Annotated in this window: 16 protein-coding genes, 2 tRNA genes and 4 rRNA genes; 17 read left to right on the top strand and 5 right to left on the bottom strand. The window is 43.1% G+C overall.

What is annotated here, in order from left to right; all coding sequences use genetic code 11:
• Nucleotides 1–205: 205 nt before the first annotated feature.
• Nucleotides 206–1,360, bottom strand: coding sequence for an acetylornithine deacetylase (gene argE, locus ACIH2S_RS18840; RefSeq protein WP_036950886.1), 1,155 nt, complete (start codon nt 1,358–1,360; stop codon nt 206–208).
• 102 nt (nt 1,361–1,462) lie between these two features.
• Between argE and argC the strand changes: the two genes are divergently transcribed.
• From argC to argH, 4 genes are all read left to right on the top strand, one after another.
• Entirely contained in the window at nt 1,463–2,467 is a 1,005-nt protein-coding gene (argC, locus tag ACIH2S_RS18835) for an N-acetyl-gamma-glutamyl-phosphate reductase (RefSeq protein WP_108479185.1), read from the top strand.
• A gap of 34 nt (nt 2,468–2,501) precedes the next feature.
• Nucleotides 2,502–3,278, top strand: a complete 777-nt coding sequence (argB, locus tag ACIH2S_RS18830; protein WP_430247845.1) for an acetylglutamate kinase — start codon at nt 2,502–2,504, stop codon at nt 3,276–3,278.
• A gap of 63 nt (nt 3,279–3,341) precedes the next feature.
• The gene (locus ACIH2S_RS18825; RefSeq protein ID WP_036950892.1) at nt 3,342–4,562 is read left to right on the top strand and encodes an argininosuccinate synthase; all 1,221 of its coding nucleotides are present in this window, start codon (nt 3,342–3,344) and stop codon (nt 4,560–4,562) included.
• Nucleotides 4,563–4,639: 77 nt separating this feature from the next.
• Nucleotides 4,640–6,016 carry an argininosuccinate lyase gene (gene argH, locus ACIH2S_RS18820; protein ID WP_036950894.1) on the top strand — a complete coding sequence of 459 codons (1,377 nt, stop codon included), beginning with the start codon at nt 4,640–4,642 and terminating at the stop codon, nt 6,014–6,016.
• A 64-nt stretch (nt 6,017–6,080) separates the two neighbouring features.
• Here argH and ACIH2S_RS18815 read toward each other — a convergent pair whose 3' ends face one another.
• On the bottom strand, nt 6,081–6,434 hold the full coding sequence (locus tag ACIH2S_RS18815; protein ID WP_108479187.1) for a hypothetical protein: 354 nt from the start codon (nt 6,432–6,434) through the stop codon (nt 6,081–6,083).
• A 1,395-nt stretch (nt 6,435–7,829) separates the two neighbouring features.
• Here ACIH2S_RS18815 and oxyR point away from each other — a divergent pair.
• Nucleotides 7,830–8,735 carry a DNA-binding transcriptional regulator OxyR gene (oxyR, locus tag ACIH2S_RS18810; RefSeq protein ID WP_036950898.1) on the top strand — a complete coding sequence of 302 codons (906 nt, stop codon included), beginning with the start codon at nt 7,830–7,832 and terminating at the stop codon, nt 8,733–8,735.
• An 87-nt stretch (nt 8,736–8,822) separates the two neighbouring features.
• Here oxyR and sthA read toward each other — a convergent pair whose 3' ends face one another.
• Nucleotides 8,823–10,223, bottom strand: a complete 1,401-nt coding sequence (gene sthA, locus ACIH2S_RS18805) for a Si-specific NAD(P)(+) transhydrogenase (RefSeq protein ID WP_036950900.1) — start codon at nt 10,221–10,223, stop codon at nt 8,823–8,825.
• Nucleotides 10,224–10,560: 337 nt separating this feature from the next.
• Here sthA and fabR point away from each other — a divergent pair, with 337 nt between their 5' ends.
• Together fabR and ACIH2S_RS18795 are read left to right on the top strand one after the other, a co-directional pair.
• Entirely contained in the window at nt 10,561–11,220 is a 660-nt protein-coding gene (fabR, locus tag ACIH2S_RS18800; RefSeq protein ID WP_036950902.1) for an HTH-type transcriptional repressor FabR, read from the top strand.
• A 10-nt stretch (nt 11,221–11,230) separates the two neighbouring features.
• A complete protein-coding gene (locus tag ACIH2S_RS18795; protein WP_036950904.1) occupies nt 11,231–11,620 on the top strand; it encodes a YijD family membrane protein in 390 nt (129 codons plus the stop codon).
• A gap of 87 nt (nt 11,621–11,707) precedes the next feature.
• Here the strand turns inward: ACIH2S_RS18795 and trmA are convergent, their stop codons facing one another.
• A complete protein-coding gene (gene trmA, locus ACIH2S_RS18790) occupies nt 11,708–12,805 on the bottom strand; it encodes a tRNA (uridine(54)-C5)-methyltransferase TrmA (protein WP_036950906.1) in 1,098 nt (365 codons plus the stop codon).
• Between the two features lie 478 nt (nt 12,806–13,283).
• On the opposite strand from trmA, the gene btuB reads away from it, so the two are divergent.
• From btuB to birA, 10 genes are all read left to right on the top strand, one after another.
• The gene (btuB, locus tag ACIH2S_RS18785; protein ID WP_108479188.1) at nt 13,284–15,167 is read left to right on the top strand and encodes a TonB-dependent vitamin B12 receptor BtuB; all 1,884 of its coding nucleotides are present in this window, start codon (nt 13,284–13,286) and stop codon (nt 15,165–15,167) included.
• Nucleotides 15,112–15,975 (top strand): glutamate racemase, encoded by an 864-nt coding sequence (gene murI, locus ACIH2S_RS18780; RefSeq protein ID WP_108479189.1) that lies wholly within the window; start codon nt 15,112–15,114, stop codon nt 15,973–15,975. The genes btuB and murI overlap by 56 nt, the downstream gene beginning before the upstream one ends.
• A gap of 443 nt (nt 15,976–16,418) precedes the next feature.
• Nucleotides 16,419–17,958, top strand: a 16S ribosomal RNA gene (locus ACIH2S_RS18775).
• An 85-nt stretch (nt 17,959–18,043) separates the two neighbouring features.
• A tRNA-Glu gene (locus ACIH2S_RS18770) sits at nt 18,044–18,119 on the top strand.
• 226 nt (nt 18,120–18,345) lie between these two features.
• Nucleotides 18,346–21,251 (top strand): 23S ribosomal RNA (locus tag ACIH2S_RS18765).
• A gap of 139 nt (nt 21,252–21,390) precedes the next feature.
• Nucleotides 21,391–21,506: ribosomal RNA gene (gene rrf / locus ACIH2S_RS18760) — 5S ribosomal RNA — on the top strand.
• Nucleotides 21,507–21,551: 45 nt separating this feature from the next.
• A tRNA-Thr gene (locus ACIH2S_RS18755) sits at nt 21,552–21,627 on the top strand.
• A 29-nt stretch (nt 21,628–21,656) separates the two neighbouring features.
• Nucleotides 21,657–21,772: ribosomal RNA gene (gene rrf / locus ACIH2S_RS18750) — 5S ribosomal RNA — on the top strand.
• The 16S, 23S and 5S rRNA genes sit together here with 2 tRNA genes alongside, the layout of an rRNA operon.
• A 175-nt stretch (nt 21,773–21,947) precedes the next feature.
• On the top strand, nt 21,948–22,982 hold the full coding sequence (gene murB, locus ACIH2S_RS18745) for a UDP-N-acetylmuramate dehydrogenase (RefSeq protein WP_430247843.1): 1,035 nt from the start codon (nt 21,948–21,950) through the stop codon (nt 22,980–22,982).
• Nucleotides 22,979–23,956: a bifunctional biotin--[acetyl-CoA-carboxylase] ligase/biotin operon repressor BirA gene (birA, locus tag ACIH2S_RS18740; protein WP_036950942.1), complete on the top strand. Its 978-nt coding sequence runs from the start codon at nt 22,979–22,981 to the stop codon at nt 23,954–23,956. Before murB ends, birA begins: the two co-directional genes overlap by 4 nt.
• Before the next feature lie 32 nt (nt 23,957–23,988).
• Here birA and coaA read toward each other — a convergent pair whose 3' ends face one another.
• Complete coding sequence (coaA, locus tag ACIH2S_RS18735) at nt 23,989–24,939, bottom strand: type I pantothenate kinase (protein WP_036950939.1); 951 nt, start codon at nt 24,937–24,939, stop codon at nt 23,989–23,991.
• Between the last annotated feature and the right edge of the window lie 393 nt (nt 24,940–25,332).

Below are 25,332 nucleotides of genomic sequence, written 5' to 3'. Positions count from 1 at the left end.
CATTATTTAATGATTATTTTCGTTATTCGATTATATGCACTCTTTTGTACTTCTATACGTTTAGACGTCTAAATAGAGATTACGCGATATTGAGTGAGAGTCAACTCCTAAATCAAATTTGGAATTGATGTTTTTTCAGGCGCAACAAGAGAAAAATTCATGATGGGGAAATGCGGAGCCAAGTGACTCCGCATGCAGTACAACATTATTCAGTAAAACAGAAGTGCTCGACCATTTGGCTGATGAGTTGGCGGGTTGGTTCAATAAAGCTCATATCGATGAACTCATCAGGCTGGTGGGCTTGTTCAATAGAGCCGGGACCCAGCACCAGTGTTGGGCAGAGTTCTTGGATAAATGGCGCCTCCGTACAGTAGTTCACGGTTTCCGCTTTTTTACCTAATAACTGCTCAATGACTGCCACCATTTTATGATCTGTGGGGCATTCGTAGCCGGGGATCGGTGGGTGCATCTCTTCAATGGCTAAGCGACCCGGCCATTTTGCACGAACGGGTTCGAGAGTTTCATTGAGTAGCTCGTCCAGATCTTGCAACGTTAAACCTGGTAGTGGGCGAATATCCATATGTAATTCACAGCAACCACAAATTCGGTTTGCTGCATCACCACCATGAATATGACCGAAGTTCATGGTTGGATAAGGGATCACAAACGCAGGGTTGTTATAGCGCTCTTTCAATGTATTTCTTAAGGTCATTAAGTGAGAGATAGATTCATGCATTAATTCAATGGCATTAACGCCTCTATCTGGATCACTGGAATGCCCAGATTGACCTGTAATGCGAATGGCATTGGAAAGATGCCCTTTATGCGCGCGAATAGGCTGTAATGATGTCGGTTCACCGATGATGGCGAAATCAGGGCGTAATTGCGTGCTGGCGGCAAAGAAGCGAGCGCCAGCCATCGAGGTTTCTTCATCTGCCGTGGCGAGAATATGCAAAGGACGTTTTAAGGTACTGAGGTCAACATCTCGCAGTGCATCAATAATAAAGGCAAAAAAGCCTTTCATATCTGCGGTGCCTAGCCCATACAGTTTGCCATTATGTTCGGTGAGCTTGAACGGATCTTTAGTCCAGCGACCGTCATCAAATGGGACGGTATCCGTGTGACCACATAGCATCAACCCTCCGTTACCCTCGCCAATCGAGGCTAACAGGTTATATTTATCTCGGGTATCAGGGACCGGTTGAATATTCACAGTAAAGCCTAAGGTTTCTAACCATCCACCTAATAGCTCCACCAGCGCTCGGTTACTCTGATCGAGTTGCGAATCAGTCGCACTAATCGACGGAGTGGCGATTAATTGACGATAAATCTCAATAAATGCAGGTAATTTAATATTCACTGTTGACAGCCTTTATCCATAATAGTATCAATATTCATGCACTTTATTTGAATAAAAATACACATTAAACTGTTTGGGTCACGAGTACAAGGTAGAAAACACATGTTGAACACACTCATTGTCGGGGCCAGTGGTTATACTGGAGCAGAATTAGCCGCTTACTTACAACGTCACCCCGATATTCATCTTTCTGGGCTGATGGTTTCCGCACAAAGTGCGGATGCAGGTAAATGCTTTTCTGATTTACATCCCCAGTATAAAGGCATTATCGACCTTCCGGTTCAGCCGCTTACTGATGTGGCTGAGGCTGCAAAAGGGGTCGATGTTGTTTTCCTCGCGACCGCCCATGAAGTGAGCCATGACATCGCGCCCCAGTTTCTTGAAGCGGGTTGCGTGGTGTTTGACCTTTCGGGTGCTTATCGTGTTCAAGATGCGGCGTTTTATCCGCAATACTACGGTTTCGAACATACAAATACCCAGTGGTTAATGCAAGCAGTTTACGGTTTAGCGGAATGGCAGGCAGATAAAATCCGTCAAGCTCAACTGATTGCGGTACCGGGGTGTTATCCAACGGTTTCTCAACTTTCATTAAAGCCGCTGATTGAAGCGGATTTGCTCGATGAAAACATGTGGCCAGTCATTAATGCGACCAGTGGCGTTTCAGGGGCAGGGCGCAAAGCTTCCATGACGAACAGCTTTTGCGAAGTGAGCTTACAGCCTTACGGTATTTTCACTCACCGTCATCAACCTGAAATCGCGACGCATCTAGGTAGAGATGTGATTTTCACGCCACATTTAGGCAATTTTGCACGGGGCATACTGGCGACCATCACTTGCAAAGTGAAAGCCGGCGTTACAGCGGAGCAAATTAGCCAAACATTTAAAGATGCGTATCACAACAAACCGTTAGTTCGTTTATATGACAAAGGGGTTCCTGCACTGAAATCGGTGGTTGGCACGCCATTTTGTGATATCGGCTTTGTATTGAAAGGTGAGCACCTGATTTTAGTGGGTACAGAAGATAACCTATTAAAAGGTGCCGCGGCGCAAGCTGTTCAGTGCATGAATATTCGGTTTGGTTTCAACGAAACGCAGTCATTACTTTAATGCTCTTATGGCAATTTATTAAGGATAAATCTCCATGCAACCTTTAGTCATTAAATTGGGTGGTGTGTTACTCGATAGCGAAGAAGCCCTAGAAAGATTATTTACGGCGATCCAAACCTACCGTCAGGCTCATCAACGTGAGCTGGTAATTGTTCACGGTGGTGGATGTCTAGTTGATGAATTAATGCAAAAACTGCAATTACCCGTTGTGAAAAAGCAAGGATTGCGCGTTACGCCAGCAGACCAAATCGACATTATTACTGGTGCGTTAGCCGGAACGGCGAATAAAACTTTGTTGGCATGGGCGATTAAACATCAATTGCAAGCGGTGGGTTTATCCCTTGGGGATGGACACAGCGCAGTGGTTACGCAAATTAATGATGAGTTAGGCCATGTGGGTAGCGCGAAAGCGGGTAATGCGAAGTTACTGAAATTATTACTGTCTGCGGGATATTTACCCATCATTAGCTCTATCGGGATCACCGAAGAGGGGCAACTTATGAACGTCAATGCAGACCAAGCCGCGACAGCGATTGCCCAAGCACTGAATGCAGATTTAGTCCTGCTTTCTGATGTGAGCGGTATTTTGGATGGTAAAGGTCAAAAAATTGATGAAATGACCACTACCAAAGCGCAAAAACTTATCGACCAAGGCATCATCACGGATGGAATGATAGTCAAAGTGAATGCGGCTTTAGAAGCGGCTTCCACATTGCAACGCCCGGTAGATATTGCAAGCTGGCGCCATGCGGAGCAATTGCCATCATTATTTAATGGCACCGCGATTGGCACACGAATTCTTGCTTCTTGAATGAAGAACTGAGCAAACAGACAAATCAAACATTTATTTTAAAAGAATTGGGACAGGTAATTTATGAAAAAGGGCATTAAGAAGATTGTATTAGCATACTCCGGTGGATTAGACACGTCGGCTATCATTCCATGGTTAAAAGAGAACTACGATGACTGTGAGGTCGTGGCATTCGTTGCTGATGTGGGTCAAGACAGAGAAGACTTAGTCGGTGTTGAGAAAAAAGCCCTGCAATCAGGTGCTTCTGAATGCTATGTGGTTGATCTGCGTGAAGAGTTTATCAAGGAATATATCTACCCAGTACTGAAAACGGGTGCATTGTATGAAGGTAGCTATTTACTGGGTACGTCAATGGCGCGTCCAATTATCGCTAAAGCGCAAGTTGAAATCGCATTGAAAGTTGGCGCAGACGCAGTCGCGCACGGCGCAACCGGTAAAGGTAATGACCAAGTGCGTTTCGAAAGCACTTACACCGCTTTAGCACCACAACTGAAAGTGGTTGCGCCATGGCGTGAGTGGGACTTACGTTCCCGCGAAGCTCTGCTGGATTACCTGAAAGAACGTAATATTCCAACTACCGCTAGCTTAGAGAAAATCTACAGCCGTGATGAAAACGCATGGCACATTTCTACCGAAGGTGGCGTATTAGAAAGCACATGGAATGCAGCCAACCAAGATTGCTGGGTATGGACGGTTGATCCGAAAGACGCACCGGATGAAGCTGAGCTGGTGACTGTGGGTGTGAAACACGGTGAAGTGGTTTCTGTGAACGGTAAAGCCTTGTCTCCATTGGGTTGTTTAGAAACATTAAATACGCTGGGTGCAAAACATGGCGTGGGTCGTATCGATATCGTAGAAAACCGTTTAGTGGGTATGAAATCCCGTGGTTGCTATGAAACCCCAGGGGGCACCATCATGATGGCTGCACTGCGTGGTGTTGAGCAATTAGTATTAGACCGCGATAGCTACAAATGGCGTGAGCAGTTAGGTCTAGAAATGTCTTATGTGGTGTATGACGGTCGCTGGTTTGCGCCACTGCGTCATTCTCTGCAAGCAGCGGCAGAATCCCTGGCTCAGGATGTGACGGGTGAAGTGGTTCTGAAACTGTATAAAGGGCAAGTGACTGCTATCCAGAAAAAAGCGGATAAGAGCCTGTACTCTGAAGAGTTTGCAACATTTGGTGAAGATGAAGTTTACGATCACAGCCATGCTGGTGGGTTTATCCGTCTCTATTCACTCTCTTCACGTATTCGTGCGCTGAAAGAACAGAACAAAGCAAAATAGTTTTATCAGAATGACCCCGACAGCCAGATAGGGCTGTCGGGCAGACACTTATTTTATCAATCAGGTAGGGACTCGTTATGGCACTTTGGGGTGGACGTTTTAGTCAGCAGGCAGATCAACGGTTTAAACAATTCAATGATTCACTGCGTTTTGATTATCGCTTAGCTGAGCAGGATATTATTGGCTCTGTGGCATGGTCAAAAGCGTTGGTCACAGTTGGCGTGCTGTCTGATAGCGAGCAAAAATCTCTCGAGCAAGCACTCAATGCGCTATTGGCTGAAGTGCAAGCCGAGCCTGAGATTATCTTGCAAAGCGACGCCGAAGATATCCATAGCTGGGTCGAAGGTAAACTGATTGATAAGGTCGGTGATTTAGGGAAAAAACTGCACACAGGTCGTAGCCGTAATGACCAAGTTGCGACAGATTTAAAACTGTGGTGTAAAGGCCAAGTGGCGCTGTTATTAGAAGCTGTGACTGAGTTACAAAAAGCGCTGGTCATCACTGCTGAACATAACCAAGATGCCGTGATGCCAGGCTATACCCACTTACAACGTGCCCAGCCAGTGACATTCGCTCATTGGTGTTTAGCGTATTGCGAAATGTTGTCTCGTGATGAAAGTCGTTTGCAAGATACTTTAAAACGTTTAGATGTCAGCCCATTAGGGTGCGGGGCGCTGGCGGGTACAGCCTATGATATTGACCGCGAGCAATTGGCATCATGGTTAGGTTTTTCCTCCGCAACGCGTAACAGTTTAGATACAGTTTCTGATAGAGACCATGTGTTAGAGCTGTTATCCGACGCAAGTATCGGTATGGTGCACTTATCACGTTTTGCTGAAGATTTGATTTTCTTCAATAGTGGCGAAGCCGGGTTTGTAGAGTTATCGGATAAAGTGACTTCAGGTTCGTCGCTGATGCCGCAAAAGAAAAATCCTGATGCATTGGAGCTAATTCGTGGTAAATGTGGCCGTGTTCAAGGGGCATTAACCGGCATGATGATGACACTGAAAGGATTACCGCTTGCCTACAACAAAGATATGCAAGAAGACAAAGAAGGGTTATTCGATGCCCTTGATACGTGGTTAGATTGTATGCATATGGCGGTACTTGTTCTGGATGGTATTCAAATTCGTCGTCCTCGTTGTGAAGATGCAGCAAAACAAGGCTATGCAAATGCGACCGAGCTGGCTGATTATTTAGTCGCAAAAGGCGTTCCATTCCGTGAAGCTCACCATATTGTGGGTGAAGCTGTTGTGGCTGCGATAGCGCAGGGGAAAGCATTAGAAGAAATGGCATTAAGTGATTTGCAAAAATTCAGTGCAACTATCCAACTGGATGTGTATGAGATTTTATCTCTGCAGTCTTGTCTTGATAAGCGATTAGCAAAAGGTGGGGTATCTCAAAAGCAGGTAGCAAAAGCCATTGTAGATGCGAAAACTCGCTTGAAGATGTAAATAAAGAAAATGTAGTAAAAAATGGGGGGTAGCATGGCTACCCCAATTTCCATAACGTTTAATCTTAACTATATTTAATTGTTAACATACCCATCTGTTTGTCTTCATTCAGCCAATCATAAGAATAGACACTTCGACCGCCATTCAAGACTTTCCAACCTTGAGTTTTTACTAATTTTTTCAGGTCAATGCTATTGGCAACCATATCGTCATTGTCGTTTAAACAATTTAAAGTGACATTATTATTATTTACTTCATTCAAGCAAGAGGCATAGACAATTGAGCCTGTAAATTGGATGGTACCGTTATGTTCGCTGTTTTCTGCATAGGCATTAACTGCGCTAAAAGCCGGAACGAGTAATAATGTCATGACTGCGCGAGAGAAGGTTTTTTTAGCGATTGATGTTAAATTTTTCATAATAGGATCCCCTAACTGATTTGTGTTTAATCAATTTGTTTAAGTGTATTAATTTAATAAATTCGGTATTGCGTAAGGTATATATTGGCTACTTTTATTTTTTCAATTACCTCGTGCTATTTGATGGAGCATATAATAATTCAAATAACTCGATTAAGGTGTAAATATTGAAAATCAAATGTATGGAAATTTTAAAATTAAATTAAACAATATGGGATAAGTTAAATATAGTATAAGTAAAAGTGCTCACCCATAAAAAACTATCTAATCACCATTTAGTTTATAATTATGGTGTAAAAAACCTTCTTATTAGATATTTTTGAATGAAAAAATCAATTTATGAGATTTGCATGCACTCATTCATTGAGTGATTGATAATATATATCAAAATCTATGCAGATCACTTTAATATATTCTTTTATATGTATTTACAAACTTTAATTAGATATGAAAGAGAATATAACAAAATGTTTCATTACTATGGGGTAATACTTAATAAAGCTATGTTCTTTATAATTGTTATTACCTTATTTTTGGGTATTAAGTTCCATTAGTGTGTTTTGAGCCATTCGTTATTGTCATTTTTTAGAGGGTTTTTGATAATCATTCTATATAGAAATATAAGAGAAATTATCTAGATGGCTAAGTATCAATATTCCGTACTTTCATGATAAACAATATGCGTTTTACATTTGATATCATCTGTATTGAACATTCCTTAGTTTTAAAGTGACTTAATGTCTTTTGTAGCGGAATCCAATGCTCACAATGCTTATCACGTTTTTTCTTCTTACCTTAATTAACTTATCTAAATGTCTAAAAGGTGTCTGACTACGAGTTAAGCTGCCAATTTTTACGTTGGCGTTATTTATTTTGCGTTTGATTACAGTAATTATTTGTCTAAATGATTCGAAATTCAACGTTCGAAATATTATTAAATATTACTGGAAAAACAATAAGTTAATAACGATTGTTATCATATCTAAGAGCAATAGTGTAATTTACCTTTATGGATATTAATGGCCGTTCAATTTATTGGAACGAAGCGCTATTTTCTGTATCAATTTGCATTATTGTACTATTTTTATGTCATTGTTAAATTTAGGTTAAGTAACTATTTATTTTAAAATAGTAATATTTAGTGATTTAATTTGGATAATATTACTCTAAATAAGAGTAATATTGTTTGATACTTCTGTTCGGTACTATTTTTCTCAATTAAATTATAGAAATATATTTATTTTCTTATTCTTACAATTTGTTTCATTTTCACATGAGATAAATCCTAAAAAGGCAAGGGTGTTTTTTAATTTTATTGATAGATGAAATATTATCTATTCTTTATAATGATTGGTATTATCTATATAGTCAGGCATAACGAGAGGAAAAAGGCGGATGAATATTCGTGATCTGGAGTACCTAGTTGCACTTGCTGAGCACAAGCACTTTAGACGTGCTGCGGATTCTTGCCATGTAAGTCAGCCTACGCTGAGCGGTCAAATTCGTAAGCTTGAAGAAGAGCTCGGCGTGATGCTATTAGAAAGAACCAGCCGAAAAGTGCTTTTTACTCAACAAGGTTTATTGCTCGTTGAGCAGGCAAGAACGATCTTAAGAGAGATAAAAGTTCTACAAGAAATGGCAGCTTTACAAGGTGAAAGTATGTCGGGGCCTTTACATATAGGGCTGATCCCAACGGTTGCACCTTACTTACTTCCGCACATTATTCCTGAATTACATCGTGTGCACCCTAAACTAGAAATTTACTTGCACGAAGCACAGACTCAGCAATTATTAGCTCAGTTAGATAGTGGTAAGTTGGATTGCGCCATCCTGGCAGAAGTCAAAGAAACCGAGCCATTTATTGTGGTGCCATTATTTGAAGAGCCAATGAAACTCGCGATTTATGAAAATCACCCATGGCATGACCGTGACACGGTTGAAATGGGGGAATTAGCGGGTGAGAAGTTATTGATGTTGGAAGATGGCCACTGTTTACGTGATCAAGCGATGGGATTCTGTTTCCAAGCCGGGGCAAAAGAAGATACTCATTTTAGAGCAACGAGCTTAGAAACGCTGAGAAACATGGTAGCAGCGGGTAGCGGAATTACATTGCTGCCTGATTTGGCTGTACCTCATGAGGCTTGTCGGGATGGCGTTTGTTACTTGAACTGTATCGAACCTGAGCCAAAACGCCGAATTGTATTAGTTTACCGTCCGGGCTCTCCATTGCGTGGACGCTATGAGCAGCTTGCTGAAACAATTTACAGCTCGATGGATAAGTACTACAGAAATAAAAAGTAAGCTATAAAAGCAAAAAAGTGATTGCGGGGATGAACCTGCAATCACTTATTCTAAAGCCAATCATTCAGTGTAAAGCGTAGAGATTGACTAAAACAGTCGATTTAGACCATTCAATGCAGCAACTCGGAACGCTTCTGCCATGGTTGGATAGTTAAATGTAGTATTAATGAAGTATTCGATGGTATTCCCTTCACCTTTTTGTTCCATAATCGCTTGGCCGATATGAATAATCTCAGCCGCTCTCTCACCGAAACAGTGAATACCTAAAATTTGAAGTGTTTCTCTATGGAAGAGAATTTTCAAACTACCCACATTCATGCCCGCAATCTGTGCTCGTGCTAAATGTTTAAACTGAGCACGACCGACTTCATAAGGGACTTTCATTGCCGTCAATTCTTGTTCTGTTTTACCCACAGAACTAATTTCTGGAATGGTATAAATACCCGTCGGAATATCTTCAACTAAATGGGCATTACCTAAACCAGAGGTAATTGCGCGAGCCGCAATACGTCCTTGATCATAAGCCGCAGAAGCTAGGCTTGGATAGCCAATCACATCACCAACAGCATAGATGTGCTCATTACTTGTGCGATAAGCATGGTCAACTTTAACTAAGCCGCGACCATCCGCTTCGATTCCCACATTCGCCAGACCGATATTATCAGTATTACCAGTACGGCCGTTCGCGAACAGTAAGCAATCCGCTTTCACTTTTTTGCCCGATTTAAGATGAACAATAACGCCATCATCTAAACCTTCAATCTTTTCATATTCTTCGTTGTGACGAATAACCACGCCACTATTCCAGAAATGATAAGACAACGCATCAGACATCTCTTGATCAAGGAATGCCAATAAATGATCGCGGGTGTTGATCAAATCGACTTTGACCCCTAACCCACGAAATATGGATGCGTACTCACAACCAATCACACCCGCACCATAAATAATCACATGGCGAGGTTCGTGGGAAAGGCTGAGAATGGTATCGCTGTTATAAATTCGGGAGTGGGTAAAATCAACATCAGGCGGGCAATAAGGACGTGATCCAGTCGCAATGATAATTTTATCTGCACTTAGGACATCACAACTTCCATCTGCATAGCGCACGCTAACATGCTGATCATCAACAAAAGTTGCTTCACCAGAAAACATTTGGCAACCATTGCGTTCATAAAACCCTTCACGCATGCGAGTTTGCTGACTTATCACGGTTTCGGCATGAGTAAGAATTTCAGAAAACGAGGAGCGTAAACTGCGGGAATTATCACTATATAGAGGGTTTTGATTAAATTCGATAATGCGACTAACAGCATGACGAAGGGCTTTAGAGGGAATCGTACCCCAGTGGGTACAGCCGCCGCCGACACTGTTATAACGTTCTATAACAGCAACGTTTTTTCCTTGTTTAACCAGCCCCATAGCGGCACCTTCACCACCAGGACCGGAACCAATGACAATTGCATCAAAATGGGTATGTTGTTGCATGAGGTAAGCCTGTTTTAATTCTAGGGACGTTGTGATAGTAACATTCGTTTGCCATCTTGTCTCAATTCGAAATCCTAAAGACAAATAAGTATAGGAAGTAGATAAAAATAAAGAGGTGCAAAGTATATAAAAAGTTTATAGGAAAAAAGTCGATAAAAGACACAGCCTAGAAAAAAATGAAGCTGGGTGAAATTCTGAAAATGGCGAAATTGATGGGAGAGTCATCTTTTCATTAAACTAGATTAATAATTTTCAGGTATGCTTAACGGATGGGCGTATTCAAAAGTGATATTTTGATCTATTCGCGGCGTTTTAATTGTAGAAAATTAGGAAAATCGTGAGCAACACTATTGGCGTTAGAGCAAAACAAAAAGAAAAAACTCGTCGTTCACTCGTGGAAGCGGCATTTAGCCAATTAAGTGCAGAACGTAGTTTTACTAGCCTCAGCTTACGGGAAGTAGCTCGTGAAGCGGGCATCGCACCAACTTCGTTTTACCGTCACTTCAAAGATGTTGATGAGCTTGGGTTAACCATGGTTGATGAAAGCGGTTTGATGCTACGCCAACTGATGAGACAAGCGCGCCAACGTATTGCAAAAGGCGGGAGTGTGATCCGCACATCAGTCTCCACTTTTATGGAGTTTATTGGTAATAACCCTAACGCGTTTAGGTTACTATTGCGTGAGCGCTCAGGAACTTCTGCTGAATTTCGTGCTGCGGTCGCACGAGAAATCCAACATTTTATTGCAGAATTAGCGGATTATCTTGAATTAGAAAATCGTACGCCGCGTTATTTCACTGAAATGCAAGCCGAAGCCATGGTCACTATCGTGTTTAGTGCGGGTGCTGAAGCGCTTGATATTGATGAAGAAAAACGTCGACGCCTCGAAGAGCGGTTAGTGTTGCAACTACGTATGATAGCCAAAGGCGCTTATTACTGGTACCGCCGCGAGCAAGAAAAACAAAATGATACAGACCCTGACTTAACCAAAGAGTAAAGGAGAGACAATGACGGAACACAAGAATTATGAGAGGAGCACATTACTGCTATCTTTAGTAATTGGCTTATCGACTCACGGAACGTTCTCTACCCTGTTTAATTCCCTTGTGGAATTTTCTATCTTCCCAATCGTCACATTAATTTTGGCTGTTTACTGCTTACACCAGCGTTATTTAAATCAAGCCATGCCAATGGGATTACCAAAATTTGTCGCCGGCAGCTTTTTCTTAGGCATGTTTGGCTACGCAGCGATTTTACGCGTCCAACATCCTGATGTCGGTTCTAACTTTATCCCGGCCACGGTGATCGTCATTATTGCATTGTGGATGTACACCAGTTGGAAAGCACGTAAAAAAGAGCTACACGAACAAGCTCTCGAAAGCGAAACTGAACATTAATATCAGTTTTGAATAAAAAGAAACGCCGCAACATAATAGTGCGGCGTTTTTTTATGGATAATTATAGGGAATAATTTATAGAGAGTATTAGCGTCGAGTGAGTAACACACCACTTTCCATATGATGGGTATATGGGAATTGGTCAAATAAAGCCAGTTTTTCGACTTTATGGGTTTTGGTGAGTTCCGCTAAATTATCGCACAGCGTTTCAGGGTTACAGGAGATATACAGAATATGGTCATATTCTTGAACCAGCTGAACAGTTTTGTCATCCAGGCCACTGCGTGGTGGGTCGACAAAAATAGTATTGCACTGGTAATCCGCTAAATTAATCCCTTCTAAACGATTAAACTCACGAACGCCATTCATGGCTTGAGTAAAATCTTCCGCAGACATTCGGATAATCTGCACATTATCTATTTTGTTAGCTTCTATATTGTATTGCGCCGCATGCACGGAAGGCTTGGCAATTTCAGTTGCTAAAACACGATTGAAGTTTTGAGCCAGCGCCAGTGAAAAGTTGCCATTACCACAATATAGCTCTAATAAATCGCCAGTTGAATGTTGAGTCGCATCAATCGCCCACTCTAACATTTTAATATTCACCTGTGCGTTTGGCTGTGTGAAGCTATTTTCCACCTGGCGATAAATCATGTTTTTCCCTTTTACAGGTAAAACTTCATCAACATAATCGTGGTCGAGCATAATTTTAGTTTTAGAGGCGCGACCAATAATTTGAACATCAAAGCCTTTCGCGGTTAAATCCGCTTTCAATTGTTTGGCTTGTCCCGTCCATTCATCACCTAATTTTTTATGATAAAGCAGAGAAACAATCAGCTTATTACTCAGCGTCGATAAGTAATCTATCTGGAATAATTTATGGCGCAGTAGTTCAGTGCGTTTTAATAAAGGCAGAAGTTCAGCCATCATGTCGTTGATTAGCTGGCTAGCAACTGGAAATGACTCAATTCGAATGCGTTCTTTGGTCTCTTTATCAAACATAATATGAAATAGGTCATCACCTTCGTGCCAAATTCTAAATTCTGCACGCATCCGATAATGGGAAGTTGGAGATGAATAAATTTCAGGTTCAGGCGCAGCATAAGGGGCCATCAAACTCTTCAGACGGTCAACTTTCTCTGCAAGTTGCAGTTCGTAATCTTCGGTGTGCAAGGTGTTTTGCATCATATGGCCCCATAAAACAGTCAAAATTCACATCAGGGGCGAAATTGTAGGGCAAGCAGCGAAGATGTCCAGTTTTCATTATCGATTCATGGACACTGACAACTATTCAACTTAGGATAATAGTTCGTGGTTTTAGGGAATTTGGTGAGAGTCCAAAGCTGACGCGCAACGGTAATTAAGGTATTCCCGTCATTCTTCAAACTACATGGGTGTTGGCATCGCTCAGCTATCCTAGTCACATACTTCAGTATGCTCCTAGGAATATCTTCGCTTGCCACCTACATGCAGCTTGAATTATTTAGGGGATATAACAGGTCGAATTTTTATTTTATATATCGCTTCATATATAGAAACCCAACTTGTCACTTTATAAGTCCGATACCTACCACACTTCTTATCGCTTTGTTGAATCTCAGCGCGGATCTGATTTTCGGCGTCGCGGAATGTTAATTTAATTGATTTTCCGAGTGTAAACATAATGAATAATAACAAGTCGCTATCGCTTTCGGTGGCAGCTCTGGCAGTGTTGTGCGGTATTTCCTCTTTGGCAAGTGCAAGCTCTAATTCGTCAGATGAAATGGTGGTGTCTGCTAACCGTTTCGAGCAACCTATCTCTTCTATATTAGCGCCAGTCACTGTAGTGACCCGTGAAGATATTGATCATTGGCAGTCAAATACCGTGATTGATGTATTGAGACGCCTGCCGGGTGTGGATGTTGCACAAAATGGTGGAATAGGGCAACAAAGTTCCCTCTTTATTAGAGGAACAGAATCACGCCATGTTTTGGTTTTAATTGATGGTGTTCGTCTTAATCAAGCAGGGATTTCTGGTTCTTCAGATATGAGCCAAATTCCAATCTCGCTAGTGCAGCGTATTGAATATATTCGTGGCGCACGTTCAGCAGTTTATGGCTCTGATGCAGTGGGTGGTGTGATTAACATTATTACTCGCCGTAATAATGAAGGAACCACACTGAATGCTGGAATTGGTTCTTATGGCTATCAAAACTATAACGGTTCAACGCAACAAAAAATTGGTGAGAATACAACCGTTACGGGCGCGGCGGCTTATACATATACAAAAGGGTTTGATGTAGAGGCAAGAGGAAATACAGGAGGACATCCCCAGCCAGACAAGGATGGTTTTCTTAATAAAACATTATGGCTAGGTGTGGAACATCAATTTACTCCAGATGTTTTAGCTTATGCCAGAGCTTATGGGTACGATAATCGAACAAATTATGATGCCTCTGAGTTTGCTGGTATTTTGGCTGATACCCGCAAGCTATATAGCCGTACCTATGAAACTGGTGTTAAATATCATCAGGAGAAATACTCTACTTCATTAATGGGCAGTTATAGTCACGTTAAAGATTATAACTATGACCCAAGATATGGAAAATACGGTAAAGGTTCTCGTGTTGATGATTCGAAACAGTATAACGTTCAATGGGGAAATAATTACCAATTTGAAAATGGTACAGTTTCGGCTGGCATTGATTATCAAAAGCAAACCATTGAAGCGGGAACATCTTCATTACCAAACAATGAATCAATCAATAATACTGGAATCTATTTAACGTCTCAGCAAGCAATCTCTGCTTTCACTATTGAAGGCGCTGTAAGGTCTGAAAAACATTCAGAGTTTGGCTGGCATACAACATGGCAAGCAGGTGCTGGATGGGAATTCATTGATGGATATCAGCTAATAGGCTCTTATGCTACGGCTTATAAAGCACCAAACATTAGCCAACTATATGCTTCAGCGCCATATGGCAATCCAGACCTAAAGCCAGAAGAAAGCAAGCAATGGGAAGGTGGAATGAAAGGGCTCACAGGTCCTTTAAATTGGCAATTAGTTGCATATAAGAATGAAATTACCAATCTTATTGATGCGAAAGCCGAAACTAATTGGGGATGGCAAAATGTTGGTGAGGCGACAATAAAAGGTATCGAGTGGAACGGGGATATGGATACAGGCATATTCCACCATCAGCTTACATATCAATATACCGATCCTAGGGATGAGAAAACGAATAAAGTCTTAATTCGTCGAGCTAAGCAACAGATCAAATATCAACTAGATTGGAATGTTGCCAATGTAGATTGGGGGCTAACTTATCAATACATTGGCTCTAGATATGATAAAGACTTCGGTCAATATGACACTAGTACTGGTGACTATAAAAGATTAAAACTCGGCGGCGTTAGCCTTTGGGATATCACAGCCGCATATCCAATCACTTCACATCTCACAATTCGTGGTAAAATAGCTAATATGTTCGATAAAGACTATGAGACCGCGTATGGTTATCGCACCGCTGGAAGAGAATATTTCCTCACAGGAAGCTACAACTTCTGATAACAACCTATCTGTTCGCCCGACCATTCTGGTGTTTGACTCCGGAGTGGGCGGGTTATCTGTCTATCGTGAAGTCAAAAAACTGATCCCGAATGCGCACTATATATATGCATTCGATAATGAAGCCTTCCCTTACGGGGAGAAAAGTGAAGAGTTCATTATTGATAGGGTTTATCAAATCGTTAATGCCATCGCGAAAAAGCATCCTCTCACCATTGCCGTCATTGCGTGTAATACTGCAAGCACGGTGAGCTTACCTAACTTAAGAGCAAATTTTGCTTTCCCAATTGTCGGTGTCGTTCCGGCGATTAAGCCCGCAACCAAACTGACGCGTAATGGTGTAGTTGGTTTGTTGGCAACTCGAGGTACGGTGAATCGTGAATACACAAAAGAGCTGATTGAGCGCTTTGCGACAGACTGTAAAGTGATCTCTTTAGGTTCAGCGGAACTCGTACAACTGGCAGAGAGAAAATTGCATGGTGAAATACTGCCGCTAGATGAAGTGGCTCAAGCCGTCAAACCGTGGATCAAAATGAAAGAAGCCCCAGATACGGTGATTCTTGGCTGCACTCATTTCCCTCTTATAGTAGAAGAGTTAGAAAAAGTGCTTCCAAGCGGAACTCGATTCATTGATTCTGGCGCCGCGATTGCCAGAAGAACCGTTTGGCTCATCAATAATCAGGCTGAAGTTACGGATTCAAATGAAGAAGACTTCGCTTACTGCTTATTAATGAATGACAGTTTACAAGAATTACGCCCTGTTCTTGAGGCAGAAGGCTTCAAATCGCTGCAAAAACTGGCAATTTAAGCTAAATTCGCTGAAAAGCTGAGCGAACGAAAAAAAATATCAAAAAAAGGGTTGCCAGATTTTTCTGACTCCCTATAATGCGCCACCACTGACCGGGAACAAGCCAACGCAAAGCGCGATGGACACTGAATCGGCAGCGAGAGAATCTGAAAAGATTAAGTAAAAAAATACTTGACTCTCAATGAGGAAAGCGTAATATACGCCACCTCGCGACAACGACCTAAGTTGATAAAAACTGAGTCGAATTTCTCAAGAAATGTCGCACCGCTCTTTAACAATTTATCAGACAATCTGTGTGGGCACTCACAGGACACTATCAAAAAAATATTTGATTTTAAGTCTTGAAGAGTGACTAACACGTTAATTCATATATATGAACTAATAGGTAATTTGGTTTCTTCGGAAATCAAACGACAGTAACATTCTTTGAGCATCAAGCTTTTTAATTGAAGAGTTTGATCATGGCTCAGATTGAACGCTGGCGGCAGGCCTAACACATGCAAGTCGAGCGGTAACAGGGGAAGCTTGCTTCTCGCTGACGAGCGGCGGACGGGTGAGTAATGTATGGGGATCTGCCCGATAGAGGGGGATAACTACTGGAAACGGTAGCTAATACCGCATAATCTCTCAGGAGCAAAGCAGGGGAACTTCGGTCCTTGCGCTATCGGATGAACCCATATGGGATTAGCTAGTTGGTGAGGTAATGGCTCACCAAGGCGACGATCCCTAGCTGGTCTGAGAGGATGATCAGCCACACTGGGACTGAGACACGGCCCAGACTCCTACGGGAGGCAGCAGTGGGGAATATTGCACAATGGGCGCAAGCCTGATGCAGCCATGCCGCGTGTATGAAGAAGGCCTTAGGGTTGTAAAGTACTTTCAGTTGGGAGGAAGGCGTTGATGCTAATATCATCAGCGATTGACGTTACCAACAGAAGAAGCACCGGCTAACTCCGTGCCAGCAGCCGCGGTAATACGGAGGGTGCAAGCGTTAATCGGAATTACTGGGCGTAAAGCGCACGCAGGCGGTTGATTAAGTTAGATGTGAAATCCCCGGGCTTAACCTGGGAATGGCATCTAAGACTGGTCAGCTAGAGTCTTGTAGAGGGGGGTAGAATTCCATGTGTAGCGGTGAAATGCGTAGAGATGTGGAGGAATACCGGTGGCGAAGGCGGCCCCCTGGACAAAGACTGACGCTCAGGTGCGAAAGCGTGGGGAGCAAACAGGATTAGATACCCTGGTAGTCCACGCTGTAAACGATGTCGATTTGGAGGTTGTTCCCTAGAGGAGTGGCTTCCGGAGCTAACGCGTTAAATCGACCGCCTGGGGAGTACGGCCGCAAGGTTAAAACTCAAATGAATTGACGGGGGCCCGCACAAGCGGTGGAGCATGTGGTTTAATTCGATGCAACGCGAAGAACCTTACCTACTCTTGACATCCAGAGAATTTAGCAGAGATGCTTTAGTGCCTTCGGGAACTCTGAGACAGGTGCTGCATGGCTGTCGTCAGCTCGTGTTGTGAAATGTTGGGTTAAGTCCCGCAACGAGCGCAACCCTTATCCTTTGTTGCCAGCGATTCGGTCGGGAACTCAAAGGAGACTGCCGGTGATAAACCGGAGGAAGGTGGGGATGACGTCAAGTCATCATGGCCCTTACGAGTAGGGCTACACACGTGCTACAATGGCGTATACAAAGAGAAGCGACCTCGCGAGAGCAAGCGGAACTCATAAAGTACGTCGTAGTCCGGATTGGAGTCTGCAACTCGACTCCATGAAGTCGGAATCGCTAGTAATCGTAGATCAGAATGCTACGGTGAATACGTTCCCGGGCCTTGTACACACCGCCCGTCACACCATGGGAGTGGGTTGCAAAAGAAGTAGGTAGCTTAACCTTCGGGAGGGCGCTTACCACTTTGTGATTCATGACTGGGGTGAAGTCGTAACAAGGTAACCGTAGGGGAACCTGCGGTTGGATCACCTCCTTACCATTGAAGTGTTTTTGTGAAGTGCTCACACAGATTGTCTGATAGAAAGTAGAGCAAAAAGCGCGTCTGCGAAGCTGACTGTAGTGTCCCCTTCGTCTAGAGGCCTAGGACACCGCCCTTTCACGGCGGTAACAGGGGTTCGAATCCCCTAGGGGACGCCAATTGCGCGGAGAATGAGTGAAAGACGTTCCCCACAAATAATGATTAAGCCAATTACGTTGTAGTTGGTTTAACAATTATGCTCTTTAACAATCTGGAACAAGCTGAAAATTGAAAACAACGCACATTGTTTATCGCTTAAACAATGTGAGAGTCTCTCAAAAATCTCAACTTGAATGTGTTCAATTGACCGTCGGGTCAGTTGGTAAAGACACCTTCGGGTTGTGAGGTTAAGCGACTAAGCGTACACGGTGGATGCCTAGGCAATCAGAGGCGATGAAGGACGTGCTAATCTGCGATAAGCGTCGGTAAGGTGATATGAACCGTTACAACCGACGATTTCCGAATGGGGAAACCCAGTGCAATTCGTTGCACTATCGTTTGATGAATACATAGTCAAACGAAGCGAACCGAGGGAACTGAAACATCTCAGTACCTCGAGGAAAAGAAATCAACCGAGATTCCCCTAGTAGCGGCGAGCGAACGGGGAGCAGCCCAGAGTCTTAATCAGCATTAGCATCAGGAGAACGGTCTGGAAAGGCCGGCAGTAAAGGGTGATAGCCCCGTATCCGAAGGTGTTGGTGTTGTGAACTCGACGAGTAGGGCGGGACACGTGTTATCCTGTCTGAATATGGGGGGACCATCCTCCAAGGCTAAATACTCCTGATTGACCGATAGTGAACCAGTACCGTGAGGGAAAGGCGAAAAGAACCCCGGCGAGGGGAGTGAAATAGAACCTGAAACCGTGTACGTACAAGCAGTGGGAGCACCTTTATGGTGTGACTGCGTACCTTTTGTATAATGGGTCAGCGACTTATATTCTGTAGCAAGGTTAACCGTATAGGGGAGCCGTAGGGAAACCGAGTCTTAACTGGGCGAATGAGTTGCAGGGTATAGACCCGAAACCCGGTGATCTAGCCATGGGCAGGTTGAAGGTTGGGTAACACTAACTGGAGGACCGAACCGACTAATGTTGAAAAATTAGCGGATGACTTGTGGCTGGGGGTGAAAGGCCAATCAAACCGGGAGATAGCTGGTTCTCCCCGAAAGCTATTTAGGTAGCGCCTCGTGAACTCATCTTCGGGGGTAGAGCACTGTTTCGACTAGGGGGTCATCCCGACTTACCAACTCGATGCAAACTACGAATACCGAAGAATGTTATCACGGGAGACACACGGCGGGTGCTAACGTTCGTCGTGAAGAGGGAAACAACCCAGACCGCCAGCTAAGGTCCCAAAGTCATAGTTAAGTGGGAAACGAAGTGGGAAGGCTCAGACAGCCAGGATGTTGGCTTAGAAGCAGCCATCATTTAAAGAAAGCGTAATAGCTCACTGGTCGAGTCGGCCTGCGCGGAAGATGTAACGGGGCTAAACTATGCACCGAAGCTGCGGCAGCGATATGTAAATATTGTTGGGTAGGGGAGCGTTCTGTAAGCCTGTGAAGGTGACCTGTGAGGGTTGCTGGAGGTATCAGAAGTGCGAATGCTGACATAAGTAACGATAATGCGGGTGAAAAACCCGCACGCCGGAAGACCAAGGGTTCCTGTCCAACGTTAATCGGGGCAGGGTGAGTCGACCCCTAAGGCGAGGCAGAAATGCGTAGTCGATGGGAAACGGGTTAATATTCCCGTACTGGTGATAATTGCGATGGGGGGACGGAGAAGGTTAGGCTGGCCGGGCGACGGTTGTCCCGGTTTAAGGATGTAGGCAGGTGAATTAGGCAAATCCGGTTCACTATATGCTGAGGTCTGATGACGAGTCACTACGGTGGCGAAGTAGCTCATACCCCGCTTCCAGGAAAAGCCTCTAAGCTCTAGATTATCATTAATCGTACCCCAAACCGACACAGGTGGTCAGGTAGAGAATACTCAGGCGCTTGAGAGAACTCGGGTGAAGGAACTAGGCAAAATGGTGCCGTAACTTCGGGAGAAGGCACGCTGGCATTAGGTGAAGTGATTTACTCATGGAGCTGAAGCCAGTCGCAGATACCAGCTGGCTGCAACTGTTTATTAAAAACACAGCACTGTGCAAACACGAAAGTGGACGTATACGGTGTGACGCCTGCCCGGTGCTGGAAGGTTAATTGATGGGGTTATCCGTAAGGAGAAGCTCTTGATCGAAGCCCCAGTAAACGGCGGCCGTAACTATAACGGTCCTAAGGTAGCGAAATTCCTTGTCGGGTAAGTTCCGACCTGCACGAATGGCGTAATGATGGCCAGGCTGTCTCCACCCGAGACTCAGTGAAATTGAACTCGCTGTGAAGATGCAGTGTACCCGCGGCAAGACGGAAAGACCCCGTGAACCTTTACTATAGCTTGACACTGAACATTGAGCCTTGATGTGTAGGATAGGTGGGAGGCTTTGAAGCGTGGACGCCAGTCTGCGTGGAGCCAACCTTGAAATACCACCCTTTAATGTTTGATGTTCTAACGTAGCCCCGTAATCCGGGGTGCGGACAGTGTCTGGTGGGTAGTTTGACTGGGGCGGTCTCCTCCCAAAGAGTAACGGAGGAGCACGAAGGTTGGCTAAGCATGGTCGGACATCATGCGGTTAGTGCAAAGGCATAAGCCAGCTTGACTGCGAGAGTGACGGCTCGAGCAGGTACGAAAGTAGGTCTTAGTGATCCGGTGGTTCTGTATGGAAGGGCCATCGCTCAACGGATAAAAGGTACTCCGGGGATAACAGGCTGATACCGCCCAAGAGTTCATATCGACGGCGGTGTTTGGCACCTCGATGTCGGCTCATCACATCCTGGGGCTGAAGTAGGTCCCAAGGGTACGGCTGTTCGCCGTTTAAAGTGGTACGCGAGCTGGGTTTAGAACGTCGTGAGACAGTTCGGTCCCTATCTGCCGTGGGCGTTGGAAGATTGAAAGGGGCTGCTCCTAGTACGAGAGGACCGGAGTGGACGCACCACTGGTGTTCGGGTTGTCATGCCAATGGCATTGCCCGGTAGCTAAGTGCGGAAGAGATAACCGCTGAAAGCATCTAAGCGGGAAACTTGCCTTGAGATGAGTCTTCCCTGACTCTTTAAGGGTCCTGAAGGAACGTTTAAGACTAAGACGTTGATAGGTTGGGTGTGTAAGCGTAGCGATACGTTGAGCTAACCAATACTAATGAACCGTGAGGCTTAACCTGACAACACCGAAGGTGTTTTCGAGATGAGAGATTAAGTTGATTTTCAAAGAAAGTGAGAAGCCGAAAGGTAGACACACAGCTTGTTCAGGATTGATATTCTGGTTTAAGAGAAAACTTAGACGGGAATAAACAGAATTTGTCTGGCGGCAATAGCGCGGTGGTCCCACCTGACCCCATGCCGAACTCAGTAGTGAAACGCCGTAGCGCCGATGGTAGTGTGGGGTCTCCCCATGTGAGAGTAGGGAACTGCCAGACATCAATTTTTAAGGTTGTGTCAGTGCTGACTGACCGTACCATATTGCTGATATGGCTCAGTTGGTAGAGCACACCCTTGGTAAGGGTGAGGTCCCCAGTTCGAATCTGGGTATCAGCACCATGAATACTAAAATAGTTTAAAAGAATTTACCTAGCGGCAATAGCGCGGTGGTCCCACCTGACCCCATGCCGAACTCAGTAGTGAAACGCCGTAGCGCCGATGGTAGTGTGGGGTCTCCCCATGTGAGAGTAGGGAACTGCTAGGTTTTAAATATAAGAAGCCACCCAATGGGTGGCTTCTTGCTATCTAACGATCTGTACTTTCCAAAACTCTTCTCAATTTTTTACTTATCATATTATTTCCGCCTACATGCTATTCACTGCTAGGTCTGGCTGATAGACTTATAAAATCTTAGATCACTATTTGAAATGAAGGTAGTAATGAACCTGACCGCCGAACTCAAATCACTTAATAGCTTCGGTATTGATGCCAAAGCTATTAAGGTGAATATTGTACAAAGCGCTGATGCGCTGTACCAACAGTGGACAACAGCAAAAAATGGCAATCTTCCAGTACTGCTATTAGGCGGGGGAAGCAATGTGTTATTTACTGAAGACTTTGAAGGTGTGGTCATTGTAAACAGAATTAAAGGTATCGAAATTACTGAGTCTGCAGATGCTTGGCATGTACACGCATCCGCGGGGGAAAACTGGCATCAACTACTTGAAACATTGCTTCATAAAGGAATATATGGCGCAGAGAACTTAGCGCTGATCCCTGGATGCGTAGGTTCTGCACCGATACAAAATATTGGAGCTTATGGTTTAGAGCTAAAAGATATTTGTGAATATGTGGATATCCTCTGCTTAAATACAGGTCGAATCACTCGAATCCTTGCTGAAGAATGCGGTTTTGGATATCGAGACAGCATCTTTAAACATGAATATCAGAATTCACATGCGATTATCAGCGTTGGATTGATTTTTGCTAAGGAATGGTCACCAAAGCTAACATATGGTGATTTAGCTAAGCTCGATCCTAATACTGTAACGCCTTCTGATGTGTTTGATACGGTATGTGCGACTCGCAGAAGTAAATTACCGGATCCCGCTGTAACAGGTAATGCTGGTAGTTTCTTTAAAAATCCCGTCGTCTCTGCTGAACTCGCGGAGACAATCAAAGCTAACTATCCTAATTGCCCCCAATATGCTCAGGCAGATGGAAATGTGAAATTAGCGGCAGGTTGGTTGATTGACCAATGCGGCTTAAAAGGTTATGAACTAGGTGGTGCTGCAGTTCATACACAGCAAGCTTTGGTATTGATCAATAAAGAGAATGCGACAGGAAAAGATATTGTGGAGCTCGCTAAGCATGTCAGCCATACAGTTGCACAGCATTTCGATATATTTTTGGAGCCTGAAGTTCGTTTTATAGGGCGAAATGGCGAAGTCAATGCGGTGGACTGTATACAATGAAAGAGATGAGTATTCCATTACAGGTTATCGATATTTTGGCGGATGGACAAATTCATTCAGGGGAACAACTGGGTGAGCGCTTAGGAATGACGAGAGCAGCAATTAACAAACATATCAAAACATTGCGCTCATGGGGTCTTGATATTCAAACAGTGACTAGCAAAGGATATCAGCTTCCTTCGCAAATTAACCTATTGAGTAAAGAACGAATTGAACAATATGTTACTGACTCTAATGTCATAGTTGAACCGGTTATCGATTCAACTAACCAATATATGTTGGATCGAATCCCTCATCTGCAATCTGGGGATACTTGCTTAGCTGAATACCAAAGTGCAGGAAGAGGTCGTCGTGGGCGCCAATGGATTTCACCATTCGGATGCAACCTTTACCTTTCAACATATTGGAAGTTAGAGCAAGGTCCTGCTGCTGCGATTGGTTTGAGCTTAGTTGTTGGTATTGTGATTGCTGAAACCTTAAATAAATTATGTGGAAATAAAGTCAAAGTTAAATGGCCTAATGACCTCTACATGAATGATAAGAAGCTTGCTGGAATTCTGGTTGAACTAACCGGTAAAACTGGTGATGCAGCGCATATTATTATTGGTGTTGGTATCAATATTGGTATGAGTAAAAATATCATTAAAAAAGAAGAAACAATAAATCAAGCTTGGTCTGCATTAATTGATGAAATTGAAAATATTGAGAGAAATGAGTTAGCTGGAAATATTATTAATTCATTAAAAGAATCATTATGTATATTTGAGAAACAAGGATTGGAACCATTTTTGTCTCGATGGTTTGAATTAGATAATTTTTTAGGACGCAAGGTTAAATTATTGATTGGTAATGATATTGTTGTAGGTGTTGAAAAGGGAATAAATGAGCAGGGCGCTCTGTTATTACAAAAAGAAAATGGAGACATTATCCCCTATATTGGCGGTGAAATATCATTAAGATCGAATGAAAATTAATTAAATTGGCCGGATAATACCGGCCTTATCAATTATTTTCTTAAGCGTACATTCCTAATAGAATGATTTTCACCCTTAGTCATAATTAAACTTGCCCGTTCTTTCGTCGGCAAAATATTCTCTTCAAGATTTAAACCATTAATCTCATCCCAAATTGAACTCGCTACATTGATAGCTTCTTCTTCACTGAGCTTAGAGTAATTATGGAAATATGAATCGGGATCAGAAAACGCACCTTGTCTAAATTTCAAAAAGCGTCCGATATACCATTGCTTCAGTAATTGAGGGTCAGCATCAACATAAATGGAAAAATCAACAAAATCAGAAACAAAGACATGGTGAGGATCTTGAGGGTAGTCCATATCACTTTGCAGGACGTTTAACCCTTCTAATATTAAAATATCAGGTTGGTCGATAACTTGTGTCTGATCAGGAACAATATCGTATGTTAAATGCGAATAAACAGGTGCTGCAACATTGCGCGCTCCTGACTTGATTTGAGAAACAAAGTTAACCAACTTCCGCATATCGTAAGATTGCGGAAAACCTTTTTTCTTCATTATATCTTTGTCGCGCAAGACTTGGTTTGGATATAAAAAGCCATCGGTAGTAATCAAATCAACTTTTCGATGTTCTGGCCAACGGGTTAGTAGCGCTTGTAGCAAACGAGCGGTAGTGCTTTTTCCTACAGCAACACTACCAGCGATACCAATGATATAGGGTACCTTTGCACCATTAGTCCCTAAAAATTGCTCTAACACCGCCTGACGGCGCAAATTGGAACTTATATAAAAGTTCAGCAGACGCGAAAGAGGAAGATAAATTTCGATGACATCATCCATGGAGAGCTCTTCATTAATACCTTTAAGTTCAAGAAGCTCACTTGATGATAATGTTAGAGGTACAGAATCACGCAAAGTGGCCCAATGCTCTCTATCGAACTCTAAATATGGTGTCGTCATAAAATTTTCTTTTTGTTTCATAAGCCAACATCTGCCTATTGTGTGCAGGTTGGACAGGCTGCAAAAGCATCTGTATCCATAAAATTTGGTAGCATCATAGCGAGTGAAGAGAAGTAGGCGTAGGTTTTTTTGTGTTTTATGTGAATTTTTTTTGACGTATGCAAAAAAAAGCAGGATTTTTGCTGAAAAACTAAACGATAAAAATAGGGGAAAAACTGTGATAGTGAATAAAAAAATTATATTTTACGAAACCAAACTCGATAACGGTGCTTTACTCCTAAGATTATAATCGATTATAGTTGATGGCTGCTGTTGATGTTTTAATCTCAAAATAGATAAAAAATCAACAAAATCGCAAAAAGCGAATAAAATATGAGCAAATGAACAAAAAATTAAATTTTTTTGTTGCAACCT

The sequence above is a fragment of the Providencia lanzhouensis genome (assembly GCF_050469745.1).
Lineage (GTDB): Bacteria > Pseudomonadota > Gammaproteobacteria > Enterobacterales > Enterobacteriaceae > Providencia > Providencia lanzhouensis.
The sequence above is the reverse complement of the archived record's forward strand: the minus strand, read 5'-3'. Positions and strand labels throughout refer to the sequence as shown.